The organism is Mongoliimonas terrestris, from assembly GCF_001927285.1.
Lineage (GTDB): Bacteria > Pseudomonadota > Alphaproteobacteria > Rhizobiales > Pleomorphomonadaceae > Chthonobacter > Chthonobacter terrestris.
Window position 1 is genome coordinate 273911 of sequence record NZ_MSIG01000005.1, and the last position, 16136, is coordinate 290046.

Sequence of the window (16136 nt, forward strand, 5' to 3'; positions counted from 1 at the left end):
CCGATGACGTCCATCCCGCTCATGACGCGGCTGGACAAGGCATTTGACCTGGCGGCCTCCGTGGCCGCCAGTCTTTGTCTTGCCGGTGCCGCAGCCGCCGGCTTCTGGCAGGTGGTCACACGCTTCATCTTTGAGAATCCGTCCGTCTGGTCGGAGGCGCTCGTCCGGCTCCTCCTCGTCTGGATGGTGATGATCGGGCTCGGCGTCGCCATCCGGCACGGCGCGCTCGTCTCGATCGACATCGCCGAGAAGAACGCGCGCGGCCTGTTCCTGAAGGTGGTCCGGGTGGCGATCCTCTCCGCCGACGTCGCCGTGCTCGGCGCGCTCCTCTACTTCGGCTACCGCATGGTCGGCAGGGTCCAGGCGCAGGAGATGGCGGGCCTGGAAATCTCCATGGCCTGGGGCTACGCGGCGATCCCGGTCGGCGCGGCGTTCGGGATCCTCGGGTCGATCGCCAACTACCGTTCCCATGAGAACTCCGAACTGGAGAACGCCACGTGAGCCCGGCCATGCTCTCCGTCATGCTGGTGCTCTTCGCGCTCAGCGTTCCCGTCGCCATCGCGATCGGGGTCGCCAGCCTCGTCGGCCTCGGCTTCACCAACCTGCCGCCGATCGTGCTCGCCCAGCAGGTCTACGTGGCGCTCGATCGCTTTCCGCTCGCGGCCATCCCCTTCTTCATCCTGGCCGGCAACCTGATGGACGTCGGCGGCCTCTCGCGCCGGCTTGTCGAACTGGCGCGCGCCTTCGTCGGCGGGATCCAGGGCGGCCTCGCGGCCACCTGCGTCCTAACCTGCATGATCTTCGCCGCGATCTCCGGCTCCAGCGTGGCGACCACCTTCGCAGTCGGATCGGTGCTGATCCCGGCGCTCCTGCGCCACGGCTACCCGGTCGGCTTCGCGGCCGCCCTCCAGGCCGCGTCCGCCGAACTCGGGGTCATCATCCCACCCTCCATCCCGATGATCCTCTTCGGCATCTCCACCCAGACGTCGATCCCGGAGCTCTTCATCGCCGGCTTCGGCCCGGGCCTCTTCATCAGTTCCGCGCTGATCGTCACCGTGCTGATCTGGTGCCGCATCAAGGGCTGGGGCAAGCAGGACGGCGACGGCCGGCTCGGCAAGCGGGTGGCCATCAAGCAGGCGGCCTTCTCGCTCCTGATGCCGGTCATCATCCTCGGCGGCATCTACGGCGGCATCACCACGCCGACGGAGGCCAGCATCATCGCCGTGGTCTACGCGCTCGTCGTCGGCCTCTTCATCCACCGGGAGATCAGCTTCAAGCAGCTCTTCCCGGTGTTCCGGAAGTCGGTGATCAGTTCCGCGGTGATCATGTTCATCATCGCGACCGCGAGCTTCTTCAGCTACCTCCTCAACCGTGTCGGCGTCCCCGACGCCGCCGCCCTCTGGCTCACCGAGACGTTCAGCAGCCAGGGCGCGTTCCTGATGGCCGTGAACATGGCGCTCTTCGTCGTCGGCATGTTCATCGAGACCAGCGCCAGCATCATCGTGCTCGCGCCGATCCTGACGGACGCGGCGATCAAGCTCGGCATCGACCCGGTGCACTTCGGCACCATCATGGTGGTGAATCTGGCGCTCGGGATGATCACGCCGCCCTTCGGCGTGAACCTCTTCGCCGCCGCCCAGGTGGCCGGCTGCTCGATCGACAAGATGATCAAGCCGCTCCTGGTCTTCATCGCGGTCATCATCGGCTGCCTGCTGGCCATCACCTACGTTCCGGCGATCCCCTTGTTCCTCAGAGACCTCCTGATGCGATAAGGCCCGCCCGGCCCGCGGTCGCGGCGCTGCCGAACAGGACTGGAATGGCCGGATCGCGCGAGCGGTCCGGCCATTCCATTCCAGAGCGTCGATTGGACATCGCCGGAGGTTCCCCCTATACCGTCGCCGTTTGGAACCCGAACGCTTACCCGCGCTCGTCAGCGGGAGTGAGCGAGGAGAGACCCGATGACCGTTCACATCATCTTCCCCGACGGCTCCGTGCGCGATTTCGCGCCGGGCACCACCGGCCTTGCCATCGCCGAGGGCATTTCCAAGTCGCTCGCCAAGAAGGCGGTGGCGATGGCGCTCGACGGGGTGCTGACCGACCTGTCCGACCCCATCACCCGCGACGCGAAGCTCGAGATCGTCACCCGCGACGACCCGCGCGCGCTGGAGCTCATCCGCCACGACGCCGCCCACGTGATGGCCGAGGCGGTGCAGGAGCTCTTCCCCGGCACCCAGGTGACCATCGGCCCGGTGATCGAGAACGGCTTCTACTACGACTTCTTCCGCCCCGAAGGCCCGTTCACCCCGGACGACCTGCCGGTGATCGAGGCGAAGATGCGCGAGATCATCGCCCGTGACGCCCGCTTCACCAAGGAGGAGTGGACCCGCGATCAGGCGAAGGACTGGTTCGCCACTAAGGGCGAGGCGTTCAAGATCGAGCTGGTGGATGCCATTCCGGCCGACCAGAGCCTGAAGATCTACCGCCAGGGCCAGTGGCTCGATCTCTGCCGCGGCCCGCACATGACCTCCACGGGCAAGATCGGCAACGCCTTCAAGCTGATGAAGGTGGCCGGCGCCTATTGGCGCGGCGATAGCAACCGCGAGATGCTGACTCGCATCTACGCGACCGCCTGGCACACCGAGGACGAGCTGAAGGCCTATCTCCACATGCTGGAGGAGGCCGAGAAGCGCGATCATCGCCGGCTCGGCCGGGAGATGGACCTCTTCCACTTCCAGGAGGAGGGGCCCGGCGTCGTGTTCTGGCACGGCAAGGGCTGGACCCTCTTCCAGGAACTGGTCGCCTACATGCGCCGGCGCCTCCGGGGCGACTACCAGGAGGTCAACGCTCCGCAGATCCTCGACAAGAGCCTGTGGGAGACCTCCGGCCACTGGGGCTGGTACAAGGAGAACATGTTCGGCGTGCAGTCCGCCGGCGACGAGGCGGAGGACAAGCGCCTGTTCGCCCTGAAGCCGATGAACTGCCCCGGCCATGTGCAGATCTTCAAGCACGGCCTCAGGTCCTACCGCGAACTGCCGCTGCGCATGGCGGAATTCGGCGTGGTGCATCGCTACGAGCCGTCGGGCGCCATGCACGGCCTGATGCGCGTGCGCGGCTTCACCCAGGACGACGCGCACATCTTCTGCACCGAGGAGCAGATGGCCGCCGAGTGCCACAAGATCAACGACCTGATCCTGTCGGTCTACGCGGACTTCGGCTTCGACGAGGTGGTGGTCAAGCTCTCCACCCGGCCGGAGAAGCGCGTCGGCTCCGACGCGCTCTGGGATCACGCCGAAGCGGTGATGACCAAGGTGCTGGAAGAGATTGCCGCCCAGTCCGGCGGGCGCATCAAGACCGGCATCAACCCGGGCGAGGGCGCCTTCTACGGGCCGAAGTTCGAATACACCCTGCGCGACGCCATCGGCCGCGAGTGGCAGTGCGGCACCACCCAGGTGGACTTCAACCTGCCGGAGCGGTTCGGCGCCTTCTTTGTCGACAAGGACGGCGAGAAGAAGACGCCGGTGATGATCCACCGGGCCATCTGCGGCTCGATGGAGCGTTTCCTCGGCATCCTGATCGAGAACTTCGCCGGCCACTTCCCGCTCTGGCTTGCCCCGACCCAGGTGGTGGTGACCACCATCACCTCGGACGCGGACGCCTATGCGGCCGACGTGCATCAGAAGCTTCTGCGCGCCGGCATCAGGGCCGAGGTCGATCTTCGCAACGAGAAGATCAACTACAAGGTCCGCGAGCACAGCCACGCCAAGGTGCCGCTCATCTTCGTCTGCGGCAAGCGAGAGGCCGAGGAGGGCACCGTCAACGTCCGCCGCCTCGGCAGCCAGCACCCGACCGGCATGAGCCTCGCCGACGCGCTCGCCATGCTGGCCGACGAGACCACGCCGCCGGATCTTCGCCGGGCGGCGTCGGCGCGCGAAGCGGCCGAATAGGCCCGGACGGCCACTCATCGGGCCCCGGTCGGCTTCCTTGCGCGGAGGCGGGCCGGGGCCTTGATCCGCGTCATAGTCGACAAGGCGCCTGACTGAATTGACAGGGCTGACCCGGTGGAGAACTCTGGGCCAGTCGCCGGTCGTCGGCGGCTGGACACGGAGGGACGGCGCTGTTGCAGGATCGGACGGACGAGAACTTTCTTCTCAACCTGAAGCTGGCCTGCAGCTACTTCACATCCGTGTCCGAACTTTGCCGCAAGCTGGCGATCAATCGCCAGCAGTTCATGAAATACCTGACCGGCCGCGCCTACCCGTCGCGCCACACAATGCGGCGGCTCTGCGATTTCCTGGGGTTCGACGAGCACGAACTCCTGATGCCGCACGACCAGTTCCGCGAGATCATCACGCTGCGTCCGGTCGGCGCCGTGCACGAACTGGAGCTGCCGGAGCGCATGACCGCGCTGATGGCGCAGCTTCGCCGCAGCGATTCCAAGCTGAAGATTCTGAACGGTTACTACTTCCAGTACTATTTCTCCTTCTCCACCCGGGGCTACATCCTGCGGGCGCTGGTGAACGTCTACGATTGGCGCGGCTACACCTTCTACCGCCGGATCGAGCGGTTGCGGTCCGAGGCCATCGCCGGGCCGCCGGACATCTACAAGTATGACGGCATCGTCACCATGGTGGGCGACAAGATCCACATGATCGACCAGGAAGCGATCACCAAGAACGAGCTCAGCCACGCCATCCTCTATCCGAGCTATCGCAACCGGGCGACGCTGCTCACCGGCCTCATCGTGGGCGTGTCGGGCAAGGGCGTGCACCAGCCGGCCGCATCGCGCGTGCTGCTCGAATATGTGGGGCGGACGGTCAACCGGCGGCGGGCGATCGAGGGATGCCGTCTCTACGCTTCGCAGTCACCGGATGTGCCGGAGGTCGTGCAGGAGTTCCTGCTGTCCGCGTCCGCCGATGCCGGAGGCATCACCCGCCCCGGCCCGATCCACGCCTCCTGAACCCGCAAGCTGAACCGCGTGTCCTGCCGCCGGTCCGTCTGGCGATCGCCTCACCGGCCGGCTGGCCGGCTTATCCTTCTCCGCCTCGGGCAAGCTGCATTCAGTTCTTCCAACCTGTCGCTAGTTGAAGCTTCAAGGGTATCAAGTCGCGGCGTGGCCCTGGAAGAAATACGTTGTGCGACGCAACGGACTTATCTTCAATGTGACCGATCGAAGATCCATCCTCCGTCCAAGACGACGTTGCAGTAAGGGATCTCGATCCAGCGGGGACGTGTGCGTCACACATCAGGGGGATTTCATGAAGAAGAAATACTTGCTTGCCTGCGTCGCCATGGCGGCGACGATGCTTTCCGCGCCGGCCGCTTTCGCCGACATCAAGATCGGCGTCATCGGTCCGATGACCGGCCCCAACGCCGTCGGCGGGGCCCAGTTGAAGAACGGCGCCGAACAGGCCGTTGCCGACATCAACGCGGCCGGTGGCATTCTCGGCGAGAAGATCGTGCTCCTCGTGGGTGACGACGCCTCCGATCCCAAGCAGGGCGTGTCGGTCGCCAACCAGTTCGTCGGCGAGGGCGTCCAGTTCGTCATCGGCCACTTCAACTCCGGCGTCACCATTCCGACGTCCGAGATCTTCGCCGAGAACGGCATCCTGCAGGTGACCCCGGCAGCCACCAACCCGAAGGTCACCGAGCGCGGCCTCTGGAACATCTTCCGCACCTGCGGCCGCGACGACCAGCAGGGCGCGCTTTGGGGCAGCTACGCGCTGAAGCACTTCGCCGGCAAGAAGATCGCCATCGTCCACGACAAGACCACCTACGGCCAGGGCCTCGCCGACGTCGCCAAGGCGGAAATCAACAAGGCCGGCGTGACGGAGGTTCTCTACGAAGGCCTCAACGTCGGCGAGAAGGACTTCTCCGCGCTGATCTCCAAGATCAAGGCCGCAGGCGCCGACCTCGTCATGTGGGGTGGCCTGCACACGGAAGGCGGTCTCCTGATCCGCCAGATGCGCGACCAGGGCGTCGCCGCCACCGTGATGGGCGGCGACGGCATCAACACCAGCGAGTTCCCCGCCATCGGCGGCGAGGGCGCCGTCGGCACGCTGATGTCCTTCGGCTCCGACCCGCGCGACAACCCAGGCGCGAAAGAGGTGGTGGCGAAGTTCCGCGCCGGCGGGTTCGAGCCGGAGGCCTTCACGCTCTACAGCTATGCGGCCGCGCAGGTGATCGAGCAGGCCATCAAGGCGGCCGGCACGCTGGAGGCCCCGAAGGTCGCCGAATACATGCGGACCGGGGTAACCTTCCCCACCGTGATCGGTGACATCGTCTACGACTCCAAGGGCGATCGGAAGGATGTCGACTTCGTGATGTACGAGTGGGTCAAGAAGGACGACGGCAAGATCGACTACGTGCTGGCGAAGTAGCCGAACCAGCCCGCTACAAGCGGGCTACGGGCAGGCTACAGGCGGGCTACAAACCCGCTACAATCGGCTTCTTCGGACGACGAAGCCGCACCCTTCAATCCGGCGGCGCCGCCTTGGCGCCGCCGGATGCGATCGGCCTCCCGCTCTTCAGCGGGTGCGCCGGATGGACAGAGGAATGTTCAGGGTTGGCCTGCTAGGCTGGGTCGTCGGCAGCAACAGACATCCCCTCGATGACGGCCCCCTTCAAGCACGACTATCCGTTCGATCCCTCCTACGGCTACGACCACGCGGCGCTCACCCGGGTGGAGGCCCCGCCGCCGCCTGGCGATTTCGAGGCCTTCTGGCGCAAGCGCTACCAGAAGGCGCTGGCGCTCGACCCGCGCCCGTCGATCCGCCGGACGCATGGAGGATCGGCCGATCTCGCCGTCATGGACCTGAAATACCGGTCCACCCAGGAGGCCACCATCCGCGGCTGGCTGGTGCTCCCCCGGTCCGGACCGGTGCGGCGGGCGCTCGTGATCGGTCACGGCTATGGGGGTCGGCAAGGGCCGGATCTCGTGCAGCCGATCGCCGAGGCGGCGCTGCTCTTTCCGTGCTTCCGCGGCCTTTCCCGCAGCGCCAAGGCGCCGATCAGCCAGGATCCGCAGTGGCATGTGCTGCACGACATCGACAAGCGGGATGATTACATCCTCGGCCGCTGCGTGGAAGACTTGTGGCTCGCGGTCTCCGTCCTGCTCGCGCTCTTTCCTTGGCTGGAGGGACACGTCGGCTATTCTGGCGTCAGCTTCGGCGGCGGGATCGGCTCACTTGCCCTGCCGTGGGACCAGCGGATCGCCCGGGCGCACCTGCTCGTGCCCACCTTCGGCAACCATCCCCTCCGCCTGAAGCTGCCCTCCGTCGGCAGCGCGGCCGCCGTCCGCCGCTATGCCGAAGCCCATCCGGAGGTGCTGGCGACCCTTGCCTACTACGATGCCGCCTCGGCGGCCCGCTTCGTGTCCCAGCCCGTGCACGTGGGGGCGGCGCTGTTCGATCCGGCGGTGGCGCCGCCGGGCCAGTTCGCGATTTACAACGCGCTTCCCGGCTGTAAGCAAATCTTCACACTGGACGCCGGCCACTTCGACTATCCTCACCGTGCCGACCAGGATCAGGCGCTCCACGCCGACCTCCGCACGTTCTTCGATGGATTATGAACCGCGAGTATCACCGCTGGTATAGCGATCGTCTGTCCAGGGACATGGAGCTTCTCGTCTTCGGCCACGCCGGAGCGAAGGTGCTTGTATTTCCGACTCGGGACGGCCGCTTCTTCGAGTACGAGGACATGGGGATGGTCGACGTCCTCGCCCCCCGGATCGCCTCCGGGGAGATGCAGCTCTTCTGCGTCGACAGCATCGATCACGAGAGCTTCTACTGCTTCTGGTGCCGGCCCGAGGACCGCATCCGCCGGCATCTGCAGTTCGAAGCCTATGTGCTCGGCGACGTCCTGCCGTTCATGGCGATCCGCAACGACCACCCGGTCACCGTCGCGCACGGGTGCAGCCTCGGCGCCTTCCATGCGGCCAACATCGCCTTCCGGCACCCGCATCTCTTCCGCCGGCTCGTGGCCTTCTCCGGCCGCTACGACCTCACTGCCGCGGTGGAGCATTTCGGCGATCTCTTCGACGGCTATTACGACGACACGATCTTCTACAACACGCCCACCCATTTCCTGCCGGGCATCCGCTGCCCGCTGCTTCTGCGGAGCCTGAGGCAGTTGGACGTCACGCTCGCCATCGGCCGGGACGATCCTTTCCTCGACAGCAACCGGCATCTTGCCGGCATCCTGGAGGCCAAGGGCGTGCCGTGCCACATGCCCGTCTGGGACGGCCGGGCGCACCAGGGCGGGGCGTGGCGGCGGATGGCCCGGCTCTATCTTTAAACGGGATCAACGCGATAGCGGCGCGATGTGCGCGACCAGTTGGGCGAGCTCCGCCTGTCGGGCGAGGCCGAGCCGGTCGTAGAGGTTCTTCACGGTGGTGCGCACCGTGTTCTCCGACACGCCGAGCCGAAGCGCGGCTTCCTTCGGCGGCATGCCGCCGCCGATCATCAGCGCGAGACGGGCCTGGGCCTTGGTGAGCCCGAGTTGGACCAGCGGGCGGATGTCGTTGTCGTCGTGCCGCTCGGCCGGATCGATCACCAGGATCAGCACCGCATTCACCGGCACCAGCCCGAAGTGCTGTTCCAGGCGCGGCGCGGTCACCGGAATCGCGCGGATCAGAAGCGGCGTCCCGCCGTTTGGCCGGCGGATCGCCGACACCGCCGGGGTGCGGCCGGGCTCAGCCGAAAGCGCGGCGCCGATCAGCCCGTCGAAGATCGACTGCTGGTCGGTCCGGGTGCAGCGGATCTGTCGGCCCGCGATCTGCAAGCCGTCGCCCCGCAGCGCCTCGAACGCTCCATTGGCCAGGATGACCGTGCGCTTCCGGTCGATGACGGCGGCCGCGCAGCCGAAACGGTCGAGCGCGCTTCCCATGGCGTGGTTCAGCGCCGTCGCCGTGTCGAGACGGCTGGCGACTGCCACGGCGCGGACGATATGGCCTGACAAGCGTTGGAATGCCCGCTGCTCGTCGGCATCGAGGGGAGGGGCCTTCATGTCCCTGTGGATCGAGACCGAGTAGGTGTGCCCTGGCTCCGGCGTGGTCACCACGCCGGACAATCCGCCGATCCCGTAGGAACGCAGGAAATCCTGATAGAAGGGATGTTGGGCGCGAATGGTCTCCGACAGCAGCTCGCGGTCGCTGAAGAGGCCGTTGGTGATCTTGCGGGCCCGCCCTACCTCGACCAGCACGTCGTCCTGCCACCAGTTGGCCGCGTAATCCATCGCCGAATCCAGCGCATCTCTGGAGATCTGGACGAAGGGCGCTTCCCGCGACAGCGGAATGATGATGGCGCTTCGCCCGTGCAGGCGGCTGGCCAGCGACTGCAGGGCGCCAGGCCACAGGGAGGCATCGAGAGCGGCGTCGTAGAACCCGGCGATCAGCGCGTCATCGATGTCTTTCGACATGGGGCATTCCTTGGCGCTTCGTCTCCTTGTGGCCGGAACCGCTCAACGGTTGGCGCAGCGACGATCCGAGCGCCACGTCCCACAACTCAGACGTTCTATCTTGTACGCCAAGAACCCCGCTGAATCCATGTATGCGAATTACTAAGTACGAAAACCGTCGTCAACTCCTGCATGGAGAGCGGCGCGCGGGCGGGCCCGCAGCGGGCGACAAGGCCCGGTTCGCCGGCTTGCGCGCCCTTTGTGGCGCGGGCCATCGAGAAGCGGCTCGGGTGCGCGTCAGTACAGGCGGCTGCGCGGGTCTTCCGCCCGTTCCGCCAGATGCAGGCGATCCAGGAAGCCCTGCAGGATGAAGCTGGCGGCCATCTTGTCCACCACCTCGCCGCGCCGTCGACGGGAGGTATCCGCCTCCAGAAGCGTGCGTGTGACCGCGGCGGTTGACAGGCGTTCGTCCCAGAAGATCATGGGGAGAGGCGTCAGCGGGCGGAGCATGCGCACGAAGGCGCGGGCGGACTGGGCGCGCGGGCCCTCGCTTCCGTCCATGTTGATCGGCAGGCCCACCACAAGCCCCGTCACCTCTCGCGCGGCGGCAAGGGCCAGCAACTTCTGCACGTCCTTGGTGAACTTGACCCTGGCGATCGTCTCCAGCGGGGAGGCGATGCGCAAGCCGCCGTCGGATACCGCAAGGCCGATCGTCTTCGTGCCGAGGTCGAGGCCGAACAGGCGGCCGCCGGGCGGAAGCAGGGCGTGGAAGGCGAGAGGGTCGTCAAGAAGCGGGGCGGTCATCGGCGCGTGGTAGCATGGCCGCACGCAGCCGTCACCGGCTGGCGTCGTCGTCGAGATCGCCGGAACCGGCCTCGTCCACCCGCTGTTCGAGAGCCGCGACCAACCGCTCTGCAGCCGCCGGGTCGGCCCGCAGAAGCGCCATGAAGGCCTCCTCGGCCTTGTCCTCCAGGGCGCGGTTATAGCGGGCCTTCACGGTCTCGACCCGGTTCGCCACCTGCCGAAGCCGCTCCACGCCGACGCCGGGTCGCTCGTCCGCCAGCTCCAGAAGGGCTTCCGTCAGGATGCCGATCTGCTTGCCAAAACTGGCGACCTCCGAGACGATGCGCTCTTCGATCTCCCGGTCGCCCGCATAGGTGATGACGGTTGGCGACAGCCAGTTGGAGACCGGCGCGATATACTGCTGGTTGCTGTCGGCGCCGGGAAACTTGATTTCCGTCGGCCACGGAAAGGGAAAGGTCAACATGTCGGCCCCCGCCGCTGAATTGCGGGTCTATCGCACCGCAGCAACCTACCACGGCTAACGAGCCCTGGCGATTCCGAACCGCGCAACCCGCTACCGCTTCGTTGGTTCGACGGGATTGAAGCATCTGGTATTCCCGATCGCCTGAGCTACCTTGCGGCGGACAGCCCCACCGGACGAACGAGGAAACGCCCATGAAGATCACCTGGTACGGCCATTCGGCCTTCCGCGTCGAATACGCAGGCGCTGTCGTGCTGTTCGATCCTTTCCTGTCGCAGAACCCTTCGTTCAAGGGCGCGCTGGAGGAAGTCCAGGCCGGCGTCACTCACATCCTGCTCACCCACGGCCACGGCGACCACCTGGGCGACACCATCCCGATCGCCAAGGCGACGGGCGCCAAGGTGGTGGCGAACGCCGATCTCTGCGCCTTCCTCGGCGCCCGCGGCCTGACGAACCTCGATCCGGGCAACACCGGTGGCACCATCGACCAGGGCAGCTTCTCGGTGACCTTCGTCAACGCGCTGCATTCGTCCGCCACCCAGACGGACGACGGCGTCTCCCATGCGCTCGGCAATCCGAACGGCATCATCCTGAAGGCAGCGAACGAGAAGACGCTCTACCACATGGGCGACACGGACATCTTCGGCGACATGGCGCTGATTGCCGAACTCCATGCCCCGGCGGTCGGGCTGGTGCCGATCGGCGACCGGTTCACCATGGGCGGGAAGGTGGCGGCGCTCGCCTGCCGTCGCTATTTCGCCTTCGACACGGTGATCCCGTGCCACTACGGCACCTTTCCGCTGATCGACGCCACCGCCGATACGTTCGTCGCCGCCATGGGTGACCAGGCGGGCATCGTGAACGTGATCGCAACCGGGGAAAGCCTGACCGCCTGACTTGGCCCGCCGGGCCAGGCCTCAGGAGGTCGGCTTCGGCGTGAAGCTGGAAACCCGGTTCCGGCCGCTGTTCTTGGCGTGGTAGAGCGCCGCGTCCGCGCGGCGCTGGGCGTCGGCGATGGTCTCACCCGGATTGAGTTCGGCGACGCCGAAGCTCGCCGTGACGGTCAGCACCTCGGCGCCGGCATCGATCTCGAGCGCCGCCACCTGGTCGCGCAGGTACTCGGCGACCGAGACCGCGCCGTCGAACGGCACGTCCGGCAGGACGAGCGCGAACTCCTCGCCGTTGATGCGGCCGTAGAGCGCGTCCGGCGGCGTGCGCAGCGCGCCGAGACGCCGGATCACCTCGTCGCCGACCGCATGGCCGTAGACGTCGTTGATGCGCTTGAAGTGGTCGATGTCGAACAGGATCATGGAGAGCGCGCCGTCCGGCGGCAGGCTGGTCGCCGCCTCCTCGGCCCGCTCGAAGAAGGCGCGGCGATTGAGGATGTTCGACAGCGGATCGAGGGTCGCAAGGGCGATCAGCCGGCGCTGCATGCCGAGCGTTCGGTCGGCGACCCGCAGGCGGGCGTTGAGTTCGTCCGGTCGGGGCGGTTTCGGCATGAAATCGTCCGCGCCCGCGTCGAGAACGCCGATCACGTGTTCGGAATCGATGTTGGCCGACATGCCGATCACATAGATCGGCCGGCCCTTGTCGGCCAGAACACGGACCTCCCAGCAGAGTTCGGTGCCCGAGAGGGTCGCCACCTCGAAGGAGGTGATCACCACCTCCACGTCCGTATTCTCGCGGACGAAATCGAGCGCCTCCTGGCCATCCATGAACAAGCTGACCTGGTCGCTGCGGGCTTCGATCATCCGGTAGAGGATCATCAGCCCGGTCCGGCTGCCGTCTACGATCACGATGTGCATCGGTGCTCAGTCTTCGCCCGTCTGATTTGACCCTGGTGGCTTTATCGATAGCACGCTTCCGGGGACGGTGGCGACATAGCCTCCTGTCGAGAGGTGGCCAGGGTCTTAACGGCGGTTGGCGGATCGGCGGACGCTCTGCTATGAGGGCCGAACGATCACCCATTCCGGATCAGGAAGCCTTCGCCATGTCCGTCGATACGGCCACCGTCACCCGCGTCGCGCGGCTCGCCCGCATCAAGGTCAGCGCCGACGAGGCGGAGCGGATGACGCACGAGCTGAACTCCATCCTGGGCTTCGTGGAGCAGCTGAACGAAGTGGACGTTGCCGGCGTCGAGCCGATGACCTCGGCGGTCAACACCACCATGCGCTGGCGCCAGGACGCGGTGACCGACGGCGGCGACGCCGGCCGGGTGACCCTCAACGCGCCCTTGTCGGACGACAACTTCTTCATGGTTCCGAAGGTGGTTGAATAACGATCCGGCCTTCCGCCGACCCGCCGTCTTTCCTTTTTCTGCCCGGATGTCCCTCGTGACCGACCTGACCGCACTCACCCTTGCCGAAGCCCGCGCTGGCCTCAAAGCCGGCGACTTCACCGCCGTGGAACTGACGGAGGCCTATGTGGCGGCCGTCGAGGCGGCGCGCGGGCTCAACGCCTACATCGTGGAGACGCCGGAGAAGGCCCGGGCCATGGCCAAGGCGTCGGACGAGCGGATCGCGCGCGGCGAGGCGCGGCCGCTGGAGGGCATTCCGCTCGGCATCAAGGACCTGTTCGCCACCGAGGGCGTGCACACCCAGGCCTGCAGCCACGTGCTCGACGGCTTCAAGCCGCCATACGAATCCACCGTCACGGCCAACCTCTGGGCGGACGGCGCCGTGATGCTCGGCAAGCTGAACATGGACGAGTTCGCCATGGGCTCGTCGAACGAGACGTCCTACTACGGGCCGGTGACCAACCCCTGGCGCCGCCAGGGCTCCAACGCCAGCCTCGTGCCGGGCGGGTCGTCCGGCGGTTCGGCCGCGGCGGTGGCGGCGCGCATCTGTCTCGGCGCCACGGCCACCGACACCGGCGGCTCGATCCGCCAGCCGGCCGCCTTCACCGGCACCGTCGGCATCAAGCCGACCTACGGCCGCTGCTCGCGCTGGGGGATCGTCGCCTTCGCGTCGTCGCTCGACCAGGCCGGCCCGATCGCCCGCGACGTGCGGGACGCCGCCATCCTGTTGAAGTCCATGGCTTCGGTCGACCCGAAGGACACCACGTCCGTCGACCTGCCGGTGCCGGACTACGAGGCGGCGGTCGGCCGCTCCGTGAAGGGGCTCACCATCGGCATCCCGCGCGAATACCGTCTCGACGGCATGCCGGCCGAGGTGGACGCGCTCTGGCAGACGGGCATCGAGATCCTGAAGGACGCGGGCGCGACCATCGTGGACATCTCGCTGCCCCACACCAAGTACGCGCTGCCGGCCTACTATATCGTGGCGCCGGCGGAGGCCTCGTCCAACCTCGCCCGGTACGACGGCGTGCGCTACGGCCTTCGGGAAAAGGGCGACGACATCGTCGACCTCTACGAGAAGTCCCGCGCGGCCGGCTTCGGCGACGAGGTGAAGCGCCGCATCCTGATCGGCACCTACGTGCTCTCGGCCGGCTATTACGACGCCTACTATCTGCGCGCCCAGAAGGTGCGCACGCTGATCAAGCGGGATTTCGAGACCGCCTACGCGAGCGGCGTCGACGCGGTGCTGACCCCCGCCACCCCGTCCGCCGCCTTCGCCATCGGCGAAAAGGCGGGCGCCGACCCGGTGGAGATGTATCTCAACGACGTCTTCACCGTGACGGTGAACATGGCGGGCCTGCCCGGTCTCGCCGTCCCGGCCGGCCTTTCCGCCGAGGGCCTGCCGCTCGGCCTGCAGCTGATCGGCCGGCCGTTCGACGAGGAGACGCTGTTCACCCTCGGCGGCGCCATCGAACAGGCCGCGGGCCGGTTCAGCGCCGACAAGTGGTGGTGAGGGCGTTGCGCCATCCGGGCGGGCGCTCCGACCCTTGACCTTCCTTCGCCGGCATCCAATAGGAGGAAGGAGCCAATTCCTGCCCGGCGCCCGCGCCGCTGCGTCCGCCGATCCCCTTCCAGACAAGAGCCCGCCCATGACCATCGCGCCGCGTCTCCCCGATCCGAAGAAGCTCATCAAGGGCGCCACCGGCGACTGGGAGGTCGTCATCGGCTTGGAGGTGCACGCGCAGGTCACCTCGCAGTCCAAGCTTTTCTCGGGCGCCTCGGCAGCCTACGGCGGCGCCCCGAACAGCCACGTGTCGCTGGTGGACGCGGCGATGCCCGGCATGCTGCCGGTGATCAACGAGGAGTGCATCGCCCAGGCGGTGCGCACGGGCCTTGGCCTCAGGGCGGCCATCAACCCCTACAGCGTGTTCGACCGGAAGAACTATTTCTATCCGGACCTGCCGCAGGGCTACCAGATTAGCCAGTACAAGCAGCCGATCGTGGGCGAGGGAATCGTCACGGTGGACTTGGCCGACGGCTCGGCCATCGAGGTCGGGATCGAGCGGCTGCACCTGGAGCAGGACGCCGGCAAGTCGATCCACGACCAGCACCCGACCATGTCCTTCGTGGACCTCAACCGGTCGGGCGTGGCGCTGATGGAGATCGTCTCCAAGCCGGACCTGCGCTCCTCGGAGGAGGCCAAGGCCTATCTCGCCAAGCTGCGGACCATCCTGCGCTACCTCGGCACCTGCGACGGCAACATGGAGGAGGGGTCGCTCAGGGCCGACATCAACGTGTCGGTGCGCAGGCCGGGCGATCCGCTTGGCACGCGCTGCGAGATCAAGAACGTCAACTCCATGCGTTTCGCCGGCCAGGCGATCGAGTACGAGGCGCGGCGCCAGATCGCCATCCTGGAGGACGGAGGCGTCATCGACCAGGAGACGCGGCTCTACGATCCCGGCAAGGGCGAGACCCGGTCCATGCGCTCCAAGGAAGAGGCGCACGACTACCGCTACTTCCCGGATCCGGACCTCTTGCCGCTGGTGCTCGACCCGGCCTGGATCGAGGGCCTGAAGGCGCACCTGCCGGAGCTTCCGGACGAGAAGAAGGCCCGCTTCATCCGCGACTACGGCGTCACCCCCTACGACGCCATGGTGCTGACGCTGGAGCGCGCCTCGGCCGACTATTTCGAGCAGGTGGCCAAGGGCCGTGACGGCAAGGCCGCTGCCAACTTCATGATCAACGAGCTGTTCGGCCGCCTCAACAAGGACGGCAAGGCGATCGAGGACAGCCCCGTCTCGGCCGACCAGCTAGGCGCCATCGTGGATCTCATCCGCGACGGCACCATCTCGGGCAAGATCGCCAAGGACCTCTTCGAGATCGTCTACACCGAAGGCGGCGACCCGCGCGACCTCGTCGAGAGCCGCGGTCTGAAGCAGGTGACCGACACCGGCGCGATCGAGGCGGCGGTCGACGCGGTGATCGCCGCCAACCCGGACAAGGTGGCCCAGGCGCTCGCCAAGCCCACGCTCGCCGGCTGGTTCGTCGGTCAGGTGATGAAGGCGACCGGCGGCAAGGCCAACCCGCAGGCGGTGAACGACCTGGTGAAGGCGAAGCTCGGGATCGAGTGAGGCGTCGAAGGACGGGCTGCGGTGGAGGCCGCGGCCCGTTCGACAAGCGCCG

General features: G+C 66.9%; 15 protein-coding genes. 11 read left to right on the top strand and 4 right to left on the bottom strand.

Annotation, left to right across the window (positions count from 1 at the left end):
• The first annotated feature begins 3 nt into the window (after nucleotides 1-3).
• The 7 genes from BUQ68_RS09615 (at nucleotide 4) to BUQ68_RS09645 (ending at nucleotide 8292) form a co-directional block, all read left to right on the top strand.
• The gene (locus BUQ68_RS09615; protein ID WP_210215609.1) at nucleotides 4-501 is read left to right on the top strand and encodes a TRAP transporter small permease; all 498 of its coding nucleotides are present in this window, start codon (nucleotides 4-6) and stop codon (nucleotides 499-501) included.
• Entirely contained in the window at nucleotides 498-1772 is a 1275-nt protein-coding gene (locus BUQ68_RS09620; RefSeq protein WP_075215735.1) for a TRAP transporter large permease, read from the top strand. The genes BUQ68_RS09615 and BUQ68_RS09620 overlap by 4 nt, the downstream gene beginning before the upstream one ends.
• A 186-nt stretch (nucleotides 1773-1958) precedes the next feature.
• Nucleotides 1959-3944, top strand: coding sequence for a threonine--tRNA ligase (gene thrS / locus BUQ68_RS09625; RefSeq protein ID WP_075215736.1), 1986 nt, complete (start codon nucleotides 1959-1961; stop codon nucleotides 3942-3944).
• Nucleotides 3945-4117: 173 nt separating this feature from the next.
• Nucleotides 4118-4957 carry a helix-turn-helix domain-containing protein gene (locus BUQ68_RS09630; RefSeq protein WP_075215737.1) on the top strand — a complete coding sequence of 280 codons (840 nt, stop codon included), beginning with the start codon at nucleotides 4118-4120 and terminating at the stop codon, nucleotides 4955-4957.
• 298 nt (nucleotides 4958-5255) lie between these two features.
• Entirely contained in the window at nucleotides 5256-6377 is a 1122-nt protein-coding gene (locus BUQ68_RS09635; protein WP_075215738.1) for a branched-chain amino acid ABC transporter substrate-binding protein, read from the top strand.
• 230 nt (nucleotides 6378-6607) lie between these two features.
• Nucleotides 6608-7567: an acetylxylan esterase gene (locus tag BUQ68_RS09640; protein WP_075215739.1), complete on the top strand. Its 960-nt coding sequence runs from the start codon at nucleotides 6608-6610 to the stop codon at nucleotides 7565-7567.
• Entirely contained in the window at nucleotides 7564-8292 is a 729-nt protein-coding gene (locus BUQ68_RS09645) for an esterase family protein (RefSeq protein WP_075215740.1), read from the top strand. Before BUQ68_RS09640 ends, BUQ68_RS09645 begins: the two co-directional genes overlap by 4 nt.
• A 6-nt stretch (nucleotides 8293-8298) precedes the next feature.
• Here BUQ68_RS09645 and BUQ68_RS09650 read toward each other — a convergent pair whose 3' ends face one another.
• The 3 genes from BUQ68_RS09650 to BUQ68_RS09660 all read right to left on the bottom strand — a co-directional run bounded on the left by BUQ68_RS09650 (nucleotide 8299) and on the right by BUQ68_RS09660 (nucleotide 10660).
• A complete protein-coding gene (locus BUQ68_RS09650; protein ID WP_075215741.1) occupies nucleotides 8299-9414 on the bottom strand; it encodes a helix-turn-helix transcriptional regulator in 1116 nt (371 codons plus the stop codon).
• Nucleotides 9415-9690: 276 nt separating this feature from the next.
• On the bottom strand, nucleotides 9691-10197 hold the full coding sequence (gene ruvX, locus BUQ68_RS09655; protein WP_075215742.1) for a Holliday junction resolvase RuvX: 507 nt from the start codon (nucleotides 10195-10197) through the stop codon (nucleotides 9691-9693).
• Nucleotides 10198-10228: 31 nt separating this feature from the next.
• Entirely contained in the window at nucleotides 10229-10660 is a 432-nt protein-coding gene (locus BUQ68_RS09660) for a hypothetical protein (protein WP_075215743.1), read from the bottom strand.
• 191 nt (nucleotides 10661-10851) lie between these two features.
• Here BUQ68_RS09660 and BUQ68_RS09665 point away from each other — a divergent pair, with 191 nt between their 5' ends.
• Entirely contained in the window at nucleotides 10852-11553 is a 702-nt protein-coding gene (locus BUQ68_RS09665) for a metal-dependent hydrolase (protein WP_075215744.1), read from the top strand.
• A 21-nt stretch (nucleotides 11554-11574) separates the two neighbouring features.
• Here the strand turns inward: BUQ68_RS09665 and BUQ68_RS09670 are convergent, their stop codons facing one another.
• Nucleotides 11575-12462 (bottom strand): GGDEF domain-containing response regulator, encoded by an 888-nt coding sequence (locus tag BUQ68_RS09670; RefSeq protein WP_075215745.1) that lies wholly within the window; start codon nucleotides 12460-12462, stop codon nucleotides 11575-11577.
• A gap of 185 nt (nucleotides 12463-12647) precedes the next feature.
• Here BUQ68_RS09670 and gatC point away from each other — a divergent pair, with 185 nt between their 5' ends.
• The 3 genes from gatC (at nucleotide 12648) to gatB (ending at nucleotide 16084) form a co-directional block, all read left to right on the top strand.
• A complete protein-coding gene (gene gatC, locus BUQ68_RS09675) occupies nucleotides 12648-12935 on the top strand; it encodes an Asp-tRNA(Asn)/Glu-tRNA(Gln) amidotransferase subunit GatC (RefSeq protein WP_075215746.1) in 288 nt (95 codons plus the stop codon).
• 55 nt (nucleotides 12936-12990) lie between these two features.
• On the top strand, nucleotides 12991-14466 hold the full coding sequence (gene gatA / locus BUQ68_RS09680; RefSeq protein WP_095407319.1) for an Asp-tRNA(Asn)/Glu-tRNA(Gln) amidotransferase subunit GatA: 1476 nt from the start codon (nucleotides 12991-12993) through the stop codon (nucleotides 14464-14466).
• A gap of 136 nt (nucleotides 14467-14602) precedes the next feature.
• Nucleotides 14603-16084: an Asp-tRNA(Asn)/Glu-tRNA(Gln) amidotransferase subunit GatB gene (gatB, locus tag BUQ68_RS09685; RefSeq protein WP_075215748.1), complete on the top strand. Its 1482-nt coding sequence runs from the start codon at nucleotides 14603-14605 to the stop codon at nucleotides 16082-16084.
• Nucleotides 16085-16136: the final 52 nt, after the last annotated feature.